General features: G+C 70.1%; 13 protein-coding genes. 11 read left to right on the top strand and 2 right to left on the bottom strand.

From position 1 onward, the window contains the following. Window positions 1–21: 21 nt before the first annotated feature. Together ACQPWZ_RS07580 and ACQPWZ_RS07575 are read left to right on the top strand one after the other, a co-directional pair. On the top strand, window positions 22–1656 hold the full coding sequence (locus ACQPWZ_RS07580) for an MFS transporter (protein ID WP_433570949.1): 1635 nt from the start codon (window positions 22–24) through the stop codon (window positions 1654–1656). Between the two features lie 79 nt (window positions 1657–1735). Beyond that, entirely contained in the window at window positions 1736–2923 is a 1188-nt protein-coding gene (locus tag ACQPWZ_RS07575; protein ID WP_356704884.1) for an acyl-CoA dehydrogenase family protein, read from the top strand. A 57-nt stretch (window positions 2924–2980) separates the two neighbouring features. On the opposite strand, the gene ACQPWZ_RS07570 is transcribed toward ACQPWZ_RS07575, so the two are convergent. Further along, window positions 2981–3418 carry a cell division protein SepF gene (locus ACQPWZ_RS07570; RefSeq protein ID WP_340472313.1) on the bottom strand — a complete coding sequence of 146 codons (438 nt, stop codon included), beginning with the start codon at window positions 3416–3418 and terminating at the stop codon, window positions 2981–2983. A 288-nt stretch (window positions 3419–3706) separates the two neighbouring features. Here ACQPWZ_RS07570 and ACQPWZ_RS07565 point away from each other — a divergent pair, with 288 nt between their 5' ends. The 4 genes from ACQPWZ_RS07565 to ACQPWZ_RS07550 all read left to right on the top strand — a co-directional run bounded on the left by ACQPWZ_RS07565 (window position 3707) and on the right by ACQPWZ_RS07550 (window position 7604). Further along, on the top strand, window positions 3707–4918 hold the full coding sequence (locus ACQPWZ_RS07565) for a DUF5685 family protein (RefSeq protein WP_433570948.1): 1212 nt from the start codon (window positions 3707–3709) through the stop codon (window positions 4916–4918). A 110-nt stretch (window positions 4919–5028) separates the two neighbouring features. After that, a complete protein-coding gene (locus ACQPWZ_RS07560) occupies window positions 5029–5844 on the top strand; it encodes a DUF1684 domain-containing protein (RefSeq protein WP_433570947.1) in 816 nt (271 codons plus the stop codon). Between the two features lie 256 nt (window positions 5845–6100). Next, window positions 6101–7000 carry a S1 family peptidase gene (locus tag ACQPWZ_RS07555; RefSeq protein WP_433570946.1) on the top strand — a complete coding sequence of 300 codons (900 nt, stop codon included), beginning with the start codon at window positions 6101–6103 and terminating at the stop codon, window positions 6998–7000. Window positions 7001–7124: 124 nt separating this feature from the next. Next, entirely contained in the window at window positions 7125–7604 is a 480-nt protein-coding gene (locus tag ACQPWZ_RS07550; protein ID WP_340477775.1) for a hypothetical protein, read from the top strand. Between the two features lie 38 nt (window positions 7605–7642). Here the strand turns inward: ACQPWZ_RS07550 and ACQPWZ_RS07545 are convergent, their stop codons facing one another. After that, complete coding sequence (locus ACQPWZ_RS07545; protein ID WP_433570945.1) at window positions 7643–8545, bottom strand: DUF4231 domain-containing protein; 903 nt, start codon at window positions 8543–8545, stop codon at window positions 7643–7645. Window positions 8546–8775: 230 nt separating this feature from the next. Between ACQPWZ_RS07545 and fxsA the strand changes: the two genes are divergently transcribed. From fxsA to fxsT, 5 genes are all read left to right on the top strand, one after another. Further along, the gene (gene fxsA, locus ACQPWZ_RS07540; protein WP_328860099.1) at window positions 8776–8940 is read left to right on the top strand and encodes an FxSxx-COOH cyclophane-containing RiPP peptide; all 165 of its coding nucleotides are present in this window, start codon (window positions 8776–8778) and stop codon (window positions 8938–8940) included. Between the two features lie 9 nt (window positions 8941–8949). After that, complete coding sequence (gene fxsBH, locus ACQPWZ_RS07535) at window positions 8950–11166, top strand: radical SAM/SPASM protein FxsBH, inactivated beta-hydroxylase extension form (RefSeq protein ID WP_433570944.1); 2217 nt, start codon at window positions 8950–8952, stop codon at window positions 11164–11166. A 58-nt stretch (window positions 11167–11224) separates the two neighbouring features. Beyond that, a complete protein-coding gene (locus ACQPWZ_RS07530; protein ID WP_433573780.1) occupies window positions 11225–11935 on the top strand; it encodes an aminoglycoside N(3)-acetyltransferase in 711 nt (236 codons plus the stop codon). An 81-nt stretch (window positions 11936–12016) separates the two neighbouring features. After that, window positions 12017–13381, top strand: a complete 1365-nt coding sequence (locus ACQPWZ_RS07525) for a TIR-like protein FxsC (protein ID WP_340472305.1) — start codon at window positions 12017–12019, stop codon at window positions 13379–13381. Further along, entirely contained in the window at window positions 13365–17309 is a 3945-nt protein-coding gene (gene fxsT, locus ACQPWZ_RS07520; protein ID WP_433570943.1) for an FxSxx-COOH system tetratricopeptide repeat protein, read from the top strand. The genes ACQPWZ_RS07525 and fxsT overlap by 17 nt, the downstream gene beginning before the upstream one ends. Window positions 17310–17316 lie beyond the last annotated feature (7 nt).

Raw genomic sequence — 17316 nt, 5'->3', positions numbered from 1 at the left:
GGACTCACTGGGAGGTAGTACATGTCCGGGACGATCACGGCCGTGGCACGCCTGCGTGCCGCCGCCGGCGGTGCCAACCGCTGGGTCGTCCTCGTCGTCCTCTGTCTCAGCCTGCTGCTCGTCGCGCTGGACGCGACCGTCCTGCACGTCGCGGTGCCCGCCGTGACGGAGGATCTGCGCCCGAGCGGCGTGGAACTGCTGTGGATCGTCGACGCCTATCCCCTCATCTGCGCCGCACTGCTGATCCTCTTCGGCACCCTCGGCGACCGGATCGGCCGCCGCAGAGTGCTGCTGCTCGGCTATGCGATCTTCGGCCTCGCCTCCGCCGTCGCGGCCTTTGCCGCCACCCCGGACATACTCATCGCCGCACGCGCCCTGCTGGGTGTCGGCGGCGCGATGATCATGCCCGCGACGCTCTCGATACTCCGCGCCGTCTTCCCCGACCGGCGGGAACGGGCGATGGCGATCGGCATATGGACCGCGGTCGCCGCGGTCGGCGCCGCCACCGGACCGGTCCTCGGCGGCTTCCTCGTCGAGCACTTCTGGTGGGGCTCGGTCTTCCTGATCAACATCCCGCTGATGGCGCTGATCCTGCCCGTCGGCCGGCTGCTGCTGCCGGAGTCCCGGGGGAACTCGGACGGCCCTTGGGACGTGCTGGGCGCCCTGCTCGCCGCCGCCGGTGTGCTCGGCGTCGTCCTCGGCGTGAAGCGGCTCGGTGTCGGGCACGGCCTGCTCGACGCCCGGACGGTCGGTCCGCTGCTGATCGGCGCGGTGCTGCTGGCGCTCTTCGTCCGGCGGCAGCGGCGGCGCAAGCACCCGCTCATCGACATCCGGATGTTCGCCCGGGCCACCTTCTCCACCTCCGTCGGCTGCATCGTCCTGGCCATGCTGGCGCTGGTCGGGCTGGAACTGATAGCTGTCCAGTACCTCCAGCTGATCCTCGGGCTGAGCCCGCTGGAGACCGGGCTGCGGCTGCTGCCGCTCACCTTCGCGGCGATGGCCGCGGGCGCGACGGGCTCGTCCACCCTGCGCCGCATCGGCCCGCGCGCGATGGTCGGCTGGGGCTTCGTCCTCACCGCCGCCGCCGTCCTGCTGCTGGTGATGATGGGACAGCAGGACCGGCCCTGGCTGCTCACCACCGGATTCGTGCTGCTCGGCTTCGGCCTGCAGACCACGCTCTTCGCGGCGTACGAGTCGATGCTCAGCGAGGCGCCGCCGGAGCACGCGGGCGGGGCGGCCGCGATCGGCGAGACGTCCTACCAGCTGGGCGCAGGCATGGGCATCGCGCTGCTCGGCAGCATCATGAACGCGGCATACGCGCCCGCCTTCAGCTCACTGCCCGGGGTGCCGGCGTCCGCGAGCAATGCCGCCTCCCATTCGCTCGGTGAGGCGTACCAGGTGTCCGACCGGCTCGGCGGGGGCGCGGGGGAGACGCTGCGCGCGACCGCGCGGCACGCGTTCGTGGACGGTCTGCATGTCACGCTGCTGGTCAGCGCCGGTCTGCTGCTGCTGGGTGCGCTGGCAGCGCTCAAGCTGCCTCGGGTCATGGACTGCTCGACGGCCGAACAGTGTCCGCGTCCCCGGCGGCCGGACGTGTCGATCCCGGCGAGCCGTGAGCCCGTCGAGGCGACCGGGTCTGGACGCGCGGCACACTGAGTCGTACCGTCGGGCGAAGCTGGTAACTAACACTGCTAGTTTTCTTCTTCCGCTCTGTCAGCGCTGCCGGAGGCCCTGAATGTCCGCACCCGCGAAGCCGCGTTTCGATGCCGGTGATCCGCTCGGCATCGACGATCTGCTCGACCCCGAGGACCTCGCGGTCCGCGACACCGTCCGCAGCTGGGCCACCGACCGGGTCATGCCGCACATCGCCGACTGGTACGAGCGCGGCGAGCTGCCCGGTATCCGCGAGCTGGCCCGTGAGCTCGGCTCCATCGGCGCGCTCGGCATGTCGCTGAAGGGCTACGGCTGCGCGGGAGCGAGCGCGGTCCAGTACGGCCTCGCCTGCCTCGAACTGGAAGCTGCGGACTCCGGCATCCGCTCCCTGGTCTCCGTGCAGGGCTCGCTCGCCATGTATGCGATCCACCGGTTCGGCTCCGAGGAGCAGAAGCAGCGCTGGCTGCCCGGTATGGCGGCCGGCGAGATCATCGGCTGCTTCGGCCTGACCGAGCCCGACCACGGCTCCGACCCGGCGGGCATGCGCACCTACGCCAAGCGCGACGGCTCGGACTGGGTGCTCACCGGCCGCAAGATGTGGATCACCAACGGTTCGGTGGCCGGTGTCGCCGTCGTCTGGGCGCAGACCGACGACGGCATCCGCGGTTTCGCCGTGCCTACGGACGCCCCCGGATTCTCCGCCCCGGAGATCAAGCACAAGTGGTCGCTGCGCGCGAGCGTGACCAGCGAGCTGGTCCTCGACGAGGTGCGGCTGCCCGCCGACGCGGTCCTGCCGGAGGTCACCGGTCTGAAGGGCCCGCTGAGCTGCCTGACCCACGCGCGGTACGGAATCGTCTGGGGCTCCATGGGCGCCGCCCGCGCGAGCTTCGAGTCGGCGCTCCAGTACGCGCGTACGCGCGAGCAGTTCGGCCGCCCCATCGGCGGCTTCCAGCTCACCCAGGCCAAGCTCGCGGACATGGCCGTCGAGCTGCACAAGGGCATCCTGCTCGCCCACCATCTGGGGCGGCGCATGGACGCGGGAACGCTGCGCCCCGAGCAGGTCAGCTTCGGCAAGCTCAACAACGTGCGCGAGGCGATCGAGATCTGCCGCACCTCGCGCACCATCCTCGGTGCGAACGGGATCTCCCTGGAGTACCCGGTGATGCGGCACGCGACGAATCTCGAATCGGTGCTCACCTATGAGGGCACCGTCGAGATGCACCAGCTCGTGCTGGGCAAGGCGCTCACCGGCCTCGACGCCTTCCGGTGAGCCGGGACCCCGGGTCCCCGGACGCCGGTCGGGCCTGCCGGCCGGCGAACGCCTCGCTCAGCTCTGGTTGAAGAAGCCGTCCTGCGAGCGGCCCGGGGCCTCCCCGCTGACGACCTGGGTGTCCGACGGGCTCAGCAGGAAGACCCGGGTCGCCACGCGCTCGATGGAGCCGCGCAGGCCGAAGGTCAGTCCGGCGGCGAAGTCCACCACGCGCTTGGCGTCCGAGGGCTCCATGGACGTCAGGTTCACGATGACCGGGACACCGTCCCGGAACAGCTCACCGATACCGCGGGCGTCCCGGAAGCTGGAGGGCGACACCGTGGCGATCCGGCGTCCCTCCTCCTGGGCGGACTCGGAGGCGACGCGCACCCGCGGGTCGGTGACCCAGGCGTTCTCACCCGTCTCCGTACCCTCGGCGTACTCGTCGTCGTAGTAACGCTCGTCGCTGTCCTCGACGAGTCCCAGCCAGGCGCTCGCCTTGCGCACAGATCCCATGGACGCCTCCTTCCACTGCAGTCCGCTCACTGCGGTCTTCCGTCTTCCCTATCCCTATGGTCGTCCATAATGCGGATCGCGCGCCAAGTGGATAGTCGCCGCGCGAGGGATTCGTGACGGTACTGGCACAGAAGATGTGGCGATTCGTCAAGATTCCTCCTGTGTACGGGGCATGTTCGGCCCAAAATATGAAGTTCGGGCCAGATGGGTGACGTCGGGGACGTACGGGTGAACGGATCGCTCGATACGATGCGTGCCGCACTGTCGAACGGCTCTCGGGGGAACGTCGTGTTCGGAATCGTCAGGCCATGCAGCCACCGTCTCGGGGACGGGCTCAAGGCCGAGTGGATGGCCCATCTCTGCGGTCTGTGCCTGGCACTTCGTGCCGACCACGGCCAGTTCGCCCGGGTCGTGACCAACTACGACGGCCTGATCGTCTCGGTTCTGACGGAGGCTCAGGCCGAGCGCACCTCCGCGACACGGCGGACGGCGGGCCCCTGCCCGCTGCGCGCGATGCGCACCGCATCCGTGGCCAAGGGCGAGGGCGCACGCCTCGCGGCCGCCGTCTCGCTGGTCCTCGCCTCCGCCAAGGTGCGCGACCACGTCGCCGACCGGGACGGGATGTTGGCCCGCAGGCCGGTGGCCGCCGCCGCGCGCCGGGTCGCCACCGGCTGGGACCGGGCAGGCGCGCGTACCGGCGCGGCGCTCGGCTTCGACACGGCGGTCCTGGTCGACGCCGTCGACCGGCAGACGGGGATCGAGGCGCTCGCCGGTCCCGGAACCCCGCTGCTCACGGTCACCGAGCCGACGGAGACGGCGACGGCCGCCGCCTTCGCGCACACCGCGGTACTCGCCGGACGCCCGGAGAACGTGGCCCCGCTCGCCGAGGCCGGACGCCTCTTCGGACGCCTCGCGCATCTGCTGGATGCCGTCGAGGACAGGGAAGCTGACGCAGCGTCGGGTGCCTGGAACCCGCTCACCGCGACCGGCACCTCCCTCGCCGAGGCCCGCCGGCTCGCCGACGACGCGGTCCACGGCGTACGGCTCGCGCTGGCCGACGCCCGCTTCACGGACGACAAACTGGTGCATGTGCTGCTCGCCCACGAGCTGCGGACGTCGGTGAACCGGACCTTCGGCACGACGACCTGTTCGCACCAAGGACACGGCACGCCGCAGGGCCCGCAGAACCCCTACCAGGGCGGCGGTCAGGGCCCGTACGGCAACAACCCCTACGGCGGAAATCCTTACGGCGGCGGGAATCCGGGCGGCCCGGGTCACCCCGGCGGGCCCGGTGGTCTGCCGCCCCGGTTCGGCGGCGAACCGACCCCGCCCAAGCGGCGCGGTCTCCTCGCCGGTTGTGCGGTCTTCACCGGACTCTTCTGCACCTGTCAGATCTGCTGCGCCAAGGAGTACGAGGGGCCCTGGTCGCGCAAGAAGCGTGAGGGCTGCTGTCGTGACTGCGACTGTGACTGCTGCGACTGCTGCAGCTGTGACTGCTGAGGGCGCGACCTCCGCACGGAGCGCGACGGTTCCGTAGGGGTGCACGGCCGCAGGCGCTCGGTCCCGTACACCCGTCCAGGGCTCCCGAGCCGGTGTGAAAGGTTGACGGCATGAGCACGGACGCACAGCAAGCAGGTCGGGACGGGCACGAGCCGCAGAACTGGCAGAAGTGGCACGAACAGCGCGTCGGTTCCGTCTCCGCGCCGTACGGACCGCTCTCGCTCACCGGCACGCACTGGCTCGGCGACCACCCGGACGGGCGACTTCCGGCCGTCCCGGGAAGCTGGGTGCCGGACGGCGACGAGGTGGTGCTCACCGCCGGACCCGAGGACGTTCTGACCGTCGACAGCAAGCCCTTCACCGGCTCGATCCGCCTCACCGCCGACCACGCGCCCATCCCCGAGTCCCGGGTCGCGCACGGCCGGCGGCGTCTGGTCGTGCTGCGCCGCGAAGGGCTGTGGGCGGTACGCGACTTCGATCCGGACTCACCGGCGCGCCGGACGTTCGAGGGCATCGAGGCGACGGCGTACGACCCTCGCTGGGCCGTGCCGGGGACCTTCCGCGCCTACCCCGAAAGCCGCAGTGTGCGGGTGGAGAACGCCGACGGGCGGGAGCGCGGTCTCGGCCTCGGTGGCGAGATCACGTTCCCCCTCGACGGCGTGGAACACACCCTGCGGATGGCGGTCGAGCAGGACGGTTCGCTGTGGGCCGTCTTCGCCGACGCGACCAGCGGGAACGGTAGCTACCGCTTCCGCTTCCTGCGGCCGCCCGCGCCCGCGGCGGACGGCACGGTGACCGTCGACTTCAACCGGTCGCTGCTGCCCCCGTGCGCCTTCGCCGACCACTTCATCTGCCCCTTCCCGCCGCCCGGGAACACGCTCGCCGTGGAGATTGCCGCGGGGGAACGGAACCTCCGCGACCGCTGACCCGTCCTACCGGCCGGACGCATGTGCCGCAGCCCCGGAAGCCGATGACCGGCCTCAGCCCCCGGGGCCATGAGTCGTGTGCGCCTGCGGCGGCCGAAAGGCGCCCTTGCGCCGACAGTTGACGGCCCGAATACTCCCGAACAGCGCTTGTCAGGAGCACGGTATGTCCGTTAGTCGGACGGTGCTTCATGGCTGCGCCTCACGGGCCCCGAACCCCACAACGGGAGCCCCCGATTCCCCTCGGGAGGAACGACAAGTGAGGATCAAGCGCACCACCCCCCGCAGTACCACGGCGAGACGTACCCGCCTTCTCGCCGTCTCCACCGGTCTGGTCGCCGCCGCAGCACTGGCCGTCCCCGCGGCCAACGCCGACCAGTCCCAGACGTTCAGCGCAGCCGAGCTCACCTCCGCGAGCGACGCCGTCCTCGCAGCGGACGTGGCCGGCACCGCCTGGAACCTCGACCCTGCGACGAAGAGCCTCGTCGTCACGGCCGACAGCACCGTCTCCCAGGCCGAGATAGCGAAGATCAAGAAGGCTGCCGGCAGCAACGCCGACGCCCTCCGCATCGAGCGCACCCCCGGTGTCTTCTCCAAGCTGCTCGCCGGCGGCGACGCGATCTACGCCTCCAGCTGGCGCTGCTCAGCGGGCTTCAACGTCCGCAGCGGCAACACCTACTACTTCGTGACCGCCGGTCACTGCACCGACGGCGCGGGCACCTGGTACACCAACTCCGCCCGCACCACCACCATCGGCCCCACGGCCGGCTCCAGCTTCCCCGGGAACGACTACGGCCTGGTGCGTTACTCCAACACCTCGCTCGCCCACCCGGGCACCGTCGGCAGCGTCGACATCACCAGTGCCGCGAACGCCACGGTCGGCATGTCGGTGACCCGCCGCGGCTCCACCACGGGCACCCACAGCGGCAGCGTCACCGGTCTCAACGCCACGGTGAACTACGGCGGCGGCGATGTCGTCTACGGCATGATCCGCACCAACGTCTGTGCCGAACCCGGCGACAGCGGCGGCCCGCTCTACTCCGGCAGCAGGGCCATCGGCCTGACCTCCGGCGGCAGCGGCAACTGCTCCTCCGGCGGTACGACCTTCTTCCAGCCGGTCACCGAGGCGCTCAGCGCCTACGGAGTCAGCGTCTACTGACGCGCGGCGACTGAACCGTCCGGGTCGAGCCCTCGTCCGTATGAAGGACGGGGGCTCGACGCAGCTCTGTCATCTGAGACGATGTCAGGGCGTCGGGCGCGGGAGATACGGGGGTCGCGTGGCAGTGAAACGCATCGGAGTGACCGGCCACCGAGACATTCCCGCCGAGGCCCGGGACCACGTGCGCGCGGTGATGCGCGCCGCGCTCTGCGGACACGACGGTTCGATGGAGGCGCTCTCCAGCCTCGCCGTCGGCGCCGACCAGCTCTTCGCGGACGTCGCCCTCGACTGCGGCGCCGAACTGACCGTGGTCATCCCGAGCGGCGACTACGCGGACGGCTTCACCGACCCCGGCGAACTGGCGCGTTTCCAGCAGCTCCGCGGCCGCGCCGCGCGCGAGATCCAGCTCGCCTTCCCGCACTCGACGGACGAGGCCTACTACGCCGCCGGCGCCTACATCGCCGACAACTGCGACCGTCTGCTCGCCGTCTGGGACGGCTGTCCGGCCCGCGGCCTGGGAGGCACGGCGGACATCGTCAGCTACGCCCGCGACCGGGGAAAGCCGGTGACGGTGATCTGGCGCGAGGGCCTGCGGCGCAGCTGATCACGCCGAGGCCCCCGTGCGCGCTCGATGACGGACACTCAACTCCCGTGCCGTACCAGCCAGTCCGTGTGCTGGGGTGACACGATGCGTTCGGTCTCGTACACCGCGGACGGCCACTGGGCGTCGGTGACCGAGGTCTCCATCGCCGTGTGCATCGTGGCCAGGTCCTCCTCGACCAACGAGTGGGCCGCGATGAGGGGTTGATGACGGCGGATCTCGCTCCAGGCCAGACAGGCCGCCGCGGCCGCCGACAGCAGACCGCCCACATTGACCGACACGGCGAGCGAGAAGGTGTGCAGCAGGGCGAAGAACAGGGCCAGCAGCGTGAGCAGTCCGATCGACGCCGACCACAGCCGGGTCGCACGGCGTGAGATCTCGGCGCTGCGGTGGTACCAGTTGCGCTGCTCGATCAGCCGGTCCCGGACGTAGGTCTCCTTGCGTACGCTGTAGGGCTTGGCGCGGAGGCGTCGCATGGCCGGGGTGATGAGTTCGGCTGCCGCGAGGTCGCTGCCGCCCGTCCGCGGGTCCTCCCAGCCCACCTTCACCAGTTCCCGTAACCCCTCCTCCAGCCGGGCGACGAACAGCTCGTCGGCGTCGGTGGCCCGGGCGTCGAACGGGGTGCCGTGCACGGAGTACCGCCAGCACACCGATTTGATGAACTCAGCCGCGGAACGGTTGAGTTGCCATTGCGACTTTGCTCGACGGCGTGAGGAACGGTAGCCGAGCACGAGAACCCCCACGTACGCCAACGCGCTGAGCGCGCCGGGGAGTTGAAACGTGTCGCCGAGCTTCAGGGACGACGGCAGCGTCGCCACGGCGGCTCCCACGACCAGGAGCAGCAGCTGGTAGCGGGTGGAGCCGACAGCCTCGCGTTGCCTCGATATGGCTATGGCATCCGAATGATGGAAGAGATCGGGCAGATCGGTGTTACGGAACACCATGCTGTGCAGTGGGCCGGTAAACCCGGTCATACGCCCCCCTGTCTGCAGTTTTGCCTTCACTCTTTAGACGGAATCGCTCGTTCCGCCCTCTGCTGCGAGAATGTGATGCAACTCTTCTCTTCCGCGACCACAGCTTGAGTTGCTGAGGGTCGCCATGAGAGTAAAGTCGTGCCGCCGGCACTGCAATGGTGCGTGGTATCTGCGCTGTACACAACACAAGGACGGCCCCCATGACGATGCAGACCTCGCGGTCATTCGCTGCTGCGAAGAAGAACCGCATCCCGTTGGCACAGATCGATGTCCGTGGTGGGGATGCCGCCAAGAAGCTGGCGAGGGTCATGCCGGCCGCCGCTGACCGTACCGTGCGTATCTCTTCCTTCAACTCCGCGCTCTAGACTGGCGGAATGACTGGACCCCTGGTCCCATTCCGCGAGATCGTATTGAAGGTCCACAGCAGATGTGATCTTGCATGTGACCACTGTTATATCTACGAACACGCTGATCAGAGCTGGCGTACCCGCCCCAAGGCAATCTCTGACGAAGCCATTTCCTGGACAGCTCTGCGACTGGCCGAGCATGCCAAGAGTCATGCCCTGCCCTCCGTGTCAGTGATCCTGCACGGAGGGGAGCCTCTGCTCGCGGGGCCCGAACGACTGCGACGCATCTGCGAGGAGCTCACCGCCGCCCTCGACTCCGTCGCCTCTCTCGATCTGCGGATCCACACCAACGGCCTCCAGCTCAGCCACCGGTATCTCGACCTCTTCGACGCGTACGACGTCAAGGTGGGTATCTCCCTCGACGGCGACCGTCTCGCGAACGACCGCCACCGCCGCTTCGCGGACGGGCGCACCAGTCATCCCCTGGTCCTGCGGGCCGTCGATCTGCTCCGCGAAGAGCGCTACCGCCACCTCTACCTCGGTCTGCTGTGCACCGTCGACGTGGCCAACGACCCGGTCGCCGTCTACGACGCCCTCGCCGAGCTCGAACCCCCGCGTATCGACTTCCTGCTGCCGCACGCCACCTGGGACGACCCGCCGGCCCGCCCCGACGGATCGCCCACCGCCTACGCCGAGTGGCTGCTGAGGATCTACGACCGCTGGGACGGACAGGGCCGGAAGGTTCCCGTACGGCTCTTCGAGTCGGTGTTCTCCACCCTCGCCGGCGGCCCCAGCCTCACCGAGTCACTGGGCCTGGCCCCCACCGACCTCGTCGTCGTCGAGACCGACGGCACCCTGGAACAGGTCGACTCGCTCAAGAGCGCCTACGACGGCGCGGCGGCCACCGGATTCGACGTCTTCTCGCACGCGTTCGACGACGTCGCCGCCCACCCCGGTGTCCGGGCACGCCAGCTGGGCCTCGCCGGGGTGAGCGCCACCTGCCGCCGGTGCCCGGTCGTCCGCTCCTGCGGCGGCGGCCTCTACACCCACCGCTACAGCTCGCGGAACGACTTCGACAACACCTCCGTGTACTGCGCCGACCTCGAAGCGCTCATCCGCGGTATCGAGCAGCGCGCCGGCGCCGGGGCCGTGCCGGCCGCGGTCACCGAACCGGGCGCGCTGATGGCCGAGCACCAGGACGTGACGCGCACGCTTCTCGCCGAGCTCAACGAGGAGCTGGGCGGCCGCGGCGGCGAGGCCTGGGCCGAGGCATGGGAGTTGACCTGCGCCCTGGAGGGCCGGGGCGACCTGCTCGACGAGGTCTGCGGCCACCCGTACACCTACACCTGGCTCCAGGACACACTGGCCGCTCTGCGCGAGGAACGGCAGGGAGCACTCGCGCTCGCACTGCGGCTCCCGTCGTACCTTGCCGCCGCACTCGTCACCGGCCGGGACACCACACCGGTCCGGCTGCCGCACGAAGGCGGCAGGCTCCGGCTGCCCACTCTCGGTGAATTACGGTTGCGCGGCACGGCGGACGACGGCAGCGCCGAGGTGCGGGCCGTCGAAGAGGGCTTTCTGGTCGCCGTCGACGGCACGGAGCCACAGCTCGTCCGCCTCGACGGCCGGCACGGTGAGGGAAGCGACTGGCGGCCCGTGCGCACGCTCGGCGGCGACGGGGTCCCGCTCCTGCGGCTGGACGACATCGACCCGTACCGCGACTGCTTCGGCGCACCCGTACGGGGACGGCTCGACGCCCGCGAGACGGCCGTCTGGGACGAGCGGCTGACCGAGGCCTGGGCCGTGCTGGCCGATGCCGCGCCGCAGCAGGCCGCGGAGGCCGGCGAGTGTCTGAGCACGCTCACCCCGCTCCTCTCCGGCGAGGCGTCCCTGCGGGCCCACGGCTTCGGAGCGCTCGGCCTCGCCCTGCCGGAGACGGCCGGGGGACTGGCGGTCGCGCTGCTGCGCGGTTTCCGCCGGGCGAAGCTGCACGCGCTCCTGGAGGTCACCGATCTCCATGCACAGGACGGCTGGTGGAGCCATCCCGCGCCCTGGCAGGACGAGGAGGTCCCGGTGTCCGAGCTGCTCGCGGGCGCGTACGAGAGGGTGGGCCTCGCCCCCTTCGACCCCGAGGGGGCAGATCAGGCCATGCGCGCCCTCACCACCCTGGAGAGCGCACCGGAGCTCACGGTGAGCGGGCACCGGCTCCTCGACGAGCTGCGCAAGGAGTGCGGCCGTGGCTGATGCGGGGGACCGGACCTTCCTGACCCGCGCGGTGCGTGAGCTGGGCGTGGAGCAGGGCATGACGCTGCTGGTGCACGCCTCGCTGCACGCCACGGGACTGCACGCCGATGCCTTGCGCGACGCACTGCTGGAGGCCCTCGGGGAGGACGGCACGCTGGTGGTGCCCGCGTTCACCGCCGGGAACTCCGATACATCGCCGGCGTACCGCGCCCGGGTGCGGGGCATGACACCCGAGCAGTCGGCAGCCTTACGGGCGGACATGCCGGCCTTCGACCCGGTGCATACGCCGACCCAGGGGATGGGCCGGTTGGCCGAGGCGGTGCGGACCGCCGAAGGGGCCGTCCGCAGCGCCCATCCGCAGACCTCTTTCGCGGCAGTGGGACGGCGTGCCGGGGAATTGCTCGCCGGACATCCGCTGACCTCGCACCTCGGTGAGGACTCACCCCTCGGAGCGCTCTACCGCGCGGGGGCGCACGTTGTGATGATCAATGTGGATTTCGCGGTGTGCACTTCGTTCCATCTCGCCGAATACCGGACCGGAGCACCGCTGCGCACCTACCGTTGTGTGGTGCAGCGACCCGGCGGGGGTAAGGAATGGACGGAGTACACGGACGTCGAACTGGACGACAGTGATTTCGACGCGATCGGTGCCGCCTTCACCTGGGGTATGGAACAGAAAGGACAACTGGGCGGAAGACCTGCGCGGTTGTTCTCGATCAAGGACGCGGTCGACCACGCGGTGAGCTGGATGACCGAAAAGCGCTGTTGATTGACTGAACGTCCGGGGGTGGAGTGTGTCGGGCTCCGGAATGATTAATCAGTTCGCATCTCTCAGCGATGCCGGCAGTGGATGCGGGCGTTCACACAGGACGGGGGTCGTGTGTCGGAATCAGGGCAACGGGCGGCTGACCATCGGCCGTACTTCTTTCTGAGTTACGCGCATACGCCGCGGTACGGGGCAGGCGGCCCGGACCCCGACATGTGGGTGGAACGGCTTTTCCGTGACCTCTGTGGTCATGTCATGGCGATGACGGATCTGCCCGCCGGCGCCCCCGCGGGCTTCATGGACCGGGAGATCCGGTCCGGAGAGGGCTGGTCCGAGCGGCTCGGTGAGGTGCTCGCCACCTGCCGGGTGTTCGTGCCGCTGTTCTCGCCGCGGTACTTCGCCAGCGAGATGTGCGGCAAGGAGTGGTACGCCTTCGCCCAACGGGCCATCTATCACCAGGCCAAGAGCAACCGCTCCGCCGAGGCGATCGTGCCCGCGCTGTGGGTGCCGATGCCGCCGGAACAACTCCCCGGCCCCGCGGAGCGGTTGCAGTTCAACCACCGGGCCTTCGGCGACCGCTATGTCACCGACGGCCTCTACGGTCTGATCAAGCTGCGGATATTCGCCGAGGAGTACGAGGCGGCCGTCTACGAACTGGCCAAACGGATCGTCAGTGTCGCCGACACTACGCGCGTCGGTTCCGGCAGCCCCGTCGACTACCGCCATGCACCCAGCGCGTTCGGCAAACCCACCGGCGGCCCCCGCCCGATGCATCTGACGGTCGCCGCGCCCACGAGCCACGATCTGCCCGAGGGCAGGGCACCGGACTACTACGGCAAACAGTCGCAGGACTGGAACCCCTACCACCCGGACTCCGCACGACCACTGGCGTACATGGCCCAGGACCTGGTGCGCTCCCTCAACTACCAGGCCACCGTCTCGTCGTTCGACCACGAGACGCCACCGGACATCAGCCTGCCGCCCACCCGGCCGGAGATACTCCTGGTCGACCGCTGGGCGCTGGAGGACGACGAACGGTGCAGGCGGCTCGCGGCCTTCGACGCCCAGCCGCGGCCCTGGGTGAGCGTCGTCGTGCCGTGGAACCGCGAGGACCCGCAGAGCCGGATATCCGAAGCCGCGCTCGTCGAGAAGCTGGAGCGCACGATGCCGCACCAGATGCAGCAGGGCCGGGCCGCCTGCCGGGCGGCCGCCCGGGGTGTGTTCAGCATGGAGGCGTTCGGGCAGATCCTGCCGCAGGTCGTCGAATCGGCGGCCCAGGAGTATCTGCGGCACGCCGCGGTCTATCCACCCGCCCAGCCTCCCGGATCGGGCCGCACCGAACGGGTCAGACTCCGCGGGCCCATGGCCGAGCACGGCACCACCCAGTACGCCCCGAAGACGCGTGGAATCGTTCCCGATGCGGAGGACACGGATGACAGCCAGTCGTGACGGGCGCATCGTCACCTTCTATTCCTACAAAGGAGGTACGGGCCGCACGATGGCCCTGGCCAACACGGCCTGGATTCTCGCCGCGAACGGCAAGCGGGTGCTCGCCGTCGACTGGGACCTGGAGGCGCCGGGCCTGCACCGGTTCTTCCACCCCTTCCTCGACCCCTCCACGCTCGGCGCCACCACCGGCGTGATCGACCTGATCACCGAGTACGCCTGGGCCGCGATAACTCCCGACACCGGCCGCCGCGACGACTGGCACACGGACTACGCCCGGATCCAGCCGCACGCCGTCTCGCTCACCCCCGAGAGCCTCGGCTGGGAGTTCCCGGACGGCGGCACGCTCGACTTCGTCTCCGCCGGCAAGCAGAACCGCGAGTACTCGGCGACGGTCTCCACCTTCGACTGGGACAACTTCTACGACCGGCTCGGCGGCGGCCTGTTCTTCGACGCGCTGCGCGAGGACATGAAGGCCAACTACGACTACGTCCTCATCGACAGCCGTACCGGTCTGAGCGACATCGCCGACATCTGCACCGTCCATCTGCCCGACGTACTCGTCGACTGCTTCACCCTCAGCGACCAGTCCATCGACGGCGCGGCCTCGGTGGCCCGGCAGATCGACGAGCGGTACGGCGGCCGAGGCATCAAGATCTACCCGGTCCCGATGCGGATCGACGAGGGCGAGAAGGAGAAGGCGGACGCCGGACGCGCGCTCGCCCGGCTGAAGTTCGACCGCTTCCCCACCGGGCTCAACAGCGAGGAGTCCACCGCCTACTGGGGCGCGGTGGAGATCCCGTACCGGCCGTACTACGCGTACGAGGAGACGCTGGCCACCTTCGGCGACGAGGCGGGGCTCACCAACTCCCTGCTGTCCGCGTTCGAACGGCTCACCGCCGTCATCACCGAGCAGCAGATCACCTCGATGCCCACGGTCGGTGAGGATGCCAGGCTCCGCATCAGGGACGCCTTCACCCGGCGCCGGCCGGCCCTGCCCGCCGACCTCTTCCTGAGCTATGTCGCCGAGAACCGGATGTGGGCGGACTGGGTCGAGTACCGGCTCACCCGCGCCGGGTTCCGCGTCGTGCCGCGCGACGTCTCGGCCGAGCGCGATCCGGCCACCGATGACACGCACCCCGCCGAACAGGCCGCGCGCACCGTGGTCCTGCTGTCCAGCGCGTATCTGAAGTCCGCGCGGGCGGTGGAGGTCTGGCAGCGGTCCGCGGCCGAGGACCCCGGCGGCGGCCGGCACCATCTGCTGCCGGTCCGCGTGGGCGACGTGCGGCTCACCACGCCGTACATCGACCGCAACCCCGTGGACCTCTTCCGGCTCGACGAAGTGAACGCGACCACCGCGCTGTTGCGGGCACTCGACCGTCCCGTCCAGCTTCCCGACACCGGATCGCCGGGCCCGCGCTTCCCCGGCACCGTCCCGAAGATCTGGAACGCGCCGCCGCGCAACCCCGGATTCACCGGCCGCTCCGTCGTGCTGGAGCGGATGCGCGACCAGCTCGGCGGCGGCATGGCGGTGGCGGCCGTGCTGCCGCAGCCGCAGACGCTGTACGGACTCGGCGGCGTCGGCAAGACACAGGTGGCCCTCGAATACGTCCACCGCTTCATGGCCGACTACGACCTGGTCTGGTGGATCTCCGCCGAACAGAGCGACGACGTGATCGCCGGTCTCGCCGAACTCGCCGTACGGCTCGGCGCGCAGGGCGGCGAGGACATGGCGGCCGCCTCGCAGGAGGCCATCGACCTGCTGCGGCGCGGCGTGCCCTCGTCCCGCTGGCTGCTCGTCTTCGACAACGCCGACGACCCCGAGCAGCTCAAGCGGTTCTTCCCGCCGCAAGGGCCCGGGCACATCCTCGTCACCTCCAGGAACCAGACCTGGTCGCAGTACGGGGACGCGCTGCCCGTCGACGTCTTCCTGCGCGAGGAGTCCATCGAGCACCTCCAGCGGCGCGCCCGCGGACTGGGCATCGAGGAGGCCGACCAGGTCGCGACCGCGGTCGGAGACCTGCCGCTCGCCGTCGAGCAGGCCGCGGCCTGGATCGCGGAGACCGCCACCCCGGTCAGCGCCTATCTGGAACAGCTCAGGGAGCAGGCCGCGAGCGTGCTCGCGCTCAACCAGCCCGCCGGATACCCCGAGCCGGTCGCCGCGACCTGGAACGTCTCCATCGAGCGGCTCAAGGAGCGCTCACCGGCGGCGGTCCGTCTCCTCCAGCTCTGCGCCTTCTTCGCACCCGAGCCGATCTCCGCGAACCTCCTCTACAGCAAGGAGATGATCGAGGCGCTCAAGCCGTACGACGCCTCCCTCCAGGAGAAGCTGGTGCTCGGCCGGGTCATCCGGGAGATCGGGCGATTCGCGCTGGCCAAGGTCGACCAGGTCTCCAACAGCATCCAGGTGCACCGGCTGGTCCAGGCCGTCATCCGGGCACAGCTGACCGAGGAGGAGCAGCAGGACGCCCGGCACGCGGTCCACCGGGTCCTCGCGGGCGCCCGGCCCGACGACGACGAGCCGATCGACAACCCCGAGACCTGGGCCCGGTTCGCCACCATCTGGCCGCACCTCGGCCCCTCGGAGGCCCGGTACTGCAAGGAGCCGGAGACCCGCCGGCTGATCATCGACCGCGTGCGCTACCTCTGGAAGCGCGGCGACTGGATGACCGCCGCGACACTCGCCAACGACGTACGCGAGACCTGGCGCGACATGCTGGGCAACGACGACCTCCAGTACCTCTACCTCCGCTTCCACCTCTCCAACATCTACCGCTCCCAGGGGCGTTACGTGGAGGCCAAGGAGCTCGACGAGGTGACCCTGGAACGTCAGCAGGCCGTGCTCGGCGAGTCCCATCCGCACACCTATATGACCACCAGCGGCCTCGCGATGGACCTCGGCACCCTGGGCCAGTACGGCAGGGCCATGGAGCTGGCCACCGAGGCGCACGAGGGATTCAGCCAGATCTTCCACGAGTCCCACCCGCGGACGCTCGCGGCCGCCAACAACCTGGCGCTGAACCTGCGCATGGTCGGCCAGTACGCCCGCGCCCGTGAGATCGACCAGGACGTCTTCGACCGGCGCACCGAGGTGCTCGGCCCGGAGCATCCGTACACCCTGTCCTCGGCCATGAACCTCGCCCGGGACCTGCGGGAGATCGGCCGCTACGAGGACTCGGTCACCCTCCTCAGCCGGACCTACGAGCTGTACAAGGAACAGCTGGGCCGGACCTTCCCGGGCACCCTGGCGGCGGCCAAGTCCCTTGCGGTGTCGCTGCGCAGGGCCGGCCGGCTCGAGGACGCGCGGCGGCTGACCACGGCCACCCGCAACCGCTACCGCGCCCGGTACACCTCGGCCAACCCCGACTCGCTGGCCTGCGACCTGAACCTGGCCGCCGACCTGTTCGCCGCGGGGGAGCCCGTCGCGGCCAGGGATCTGGCGCAGGAGGTCGTCGACCAGTACCGGAAGGCGCCGGGGGAGAGGCACCCGTACACCCTCGCGGCCATCAACAACCTGGGCATCTTCCAGTGGGGCTGCGGCGATCCGGAGTCCGCGGAGCAGTTGCTGCTCAAGGTGACGAGGACGATGAGGGAGGTGCTGGGAGAGAGCCACCCGCACGCCCTCTACAGCACGATCAACCTCGCGAACGCGCTGGCGGACCTGGGTGGTCTGGAAGAGGCCCTGGAGATCGAACAGCGGACCGTGGCCCGGCTGCGGGACGTCCTGGGCGCCCACCATCCGGAGGTGCTGGGCGTCGCCTCCAACCTGGCGGTCACCCTCGGGATGCTCGGCCGCAAGGACGAGGCGATGCAGCTGCGGTCCGAGACGGTGGCGGAGCTCCAGAGGCTGCTGGGTGAGGAACACGCGCTGACGCGGATCGCGCGGGACGAACGCCGGGTGCACCGCGACCTGGAGCCGCTCGCCGTGTGACGGGTGA

The sequence above is a fragment of the Streptomyces sp. CA-251247 genome, from assembly GCF_050952975.1.
Lineage (GTDB): Bacteria > Actinomycetota > Actinomycetes > Streptomycetales > Streptomycetaceae > Streptomyces > Streptomyces achmelvichensis.
This window is presented reverse-complemented; position numbering and strand designations above follow the sequence as displayed.

Coding starts and splice junctions, on each gene's coding strand:
- ACQPWZ_RS07580 (WP_433570949.1), top strand. CDS start 22: ATGTCCGGGACGATCACGGCCGTGGCACGCCTGCGTGCCGCCGCCGGC.
- ACQPWZ_RS07575 (WP_356704884.1), top strand. CDS start 1,736: ATGTCCGCACCCGCGAAGCCGCGTTTCGATGCCGGTGATCCGCTCGGC.
- ACQPWZ_RS07570 (WP_340472313.1), bottom strand. CDS start 3,418: ATGGGATCTGTGCGCAAGGCGAGCGCCTGGCTGGGACTCGTCGAGGAC.
- ACQPWZ_RS07560 (WP_433570947.1), top strand. CDS start 5,029: ATGAGCACGGACGCACAGCAAGCAGGTCGGGACGGGCACGAGCCGCAG.
- ACQPWZ_RS07545 (WP_433570945.1), bottom strand. CDS start 8,545: ATGGTGTTCCGTAACACCGATCTGCCCGATCTCTTCCATCATTCGGAT.
- fxsA (WP_328860099.1), top strand. CDS start 8,776: ATGACGATGCAGACCTCGCGGTCATTCGCTGCTGCGAAGAAGAACCGC.
- fxsBH (WP_433570944.1), top strand. CDS start 8,950: ATGACTGGACCCCTGGTCCCATTCCGCGAGATCGTATTGAAGGTCCAC.
- ACQPWZ_RS07530 (WP_433573780.1), top strand. CDS start 11,225: ATGACGCTGCTGGTGCACGCCTCGCTGCACGCCACGGGACTGCACGCC.
- ACQPWZ_RS07525 (WP_340472305.1), top strand. CDS start 12,017: ATGCGGGCGTTCACACAGGACGGGGGTCGTGTGTCGGAATCAGGGCAA.
- fxsT (WP_433570943.1), top strand. CDS start 13,365: ATGACAGCCAGTCGTGACGGGCGCATCGTCACCTTCTATTCCTACAAA.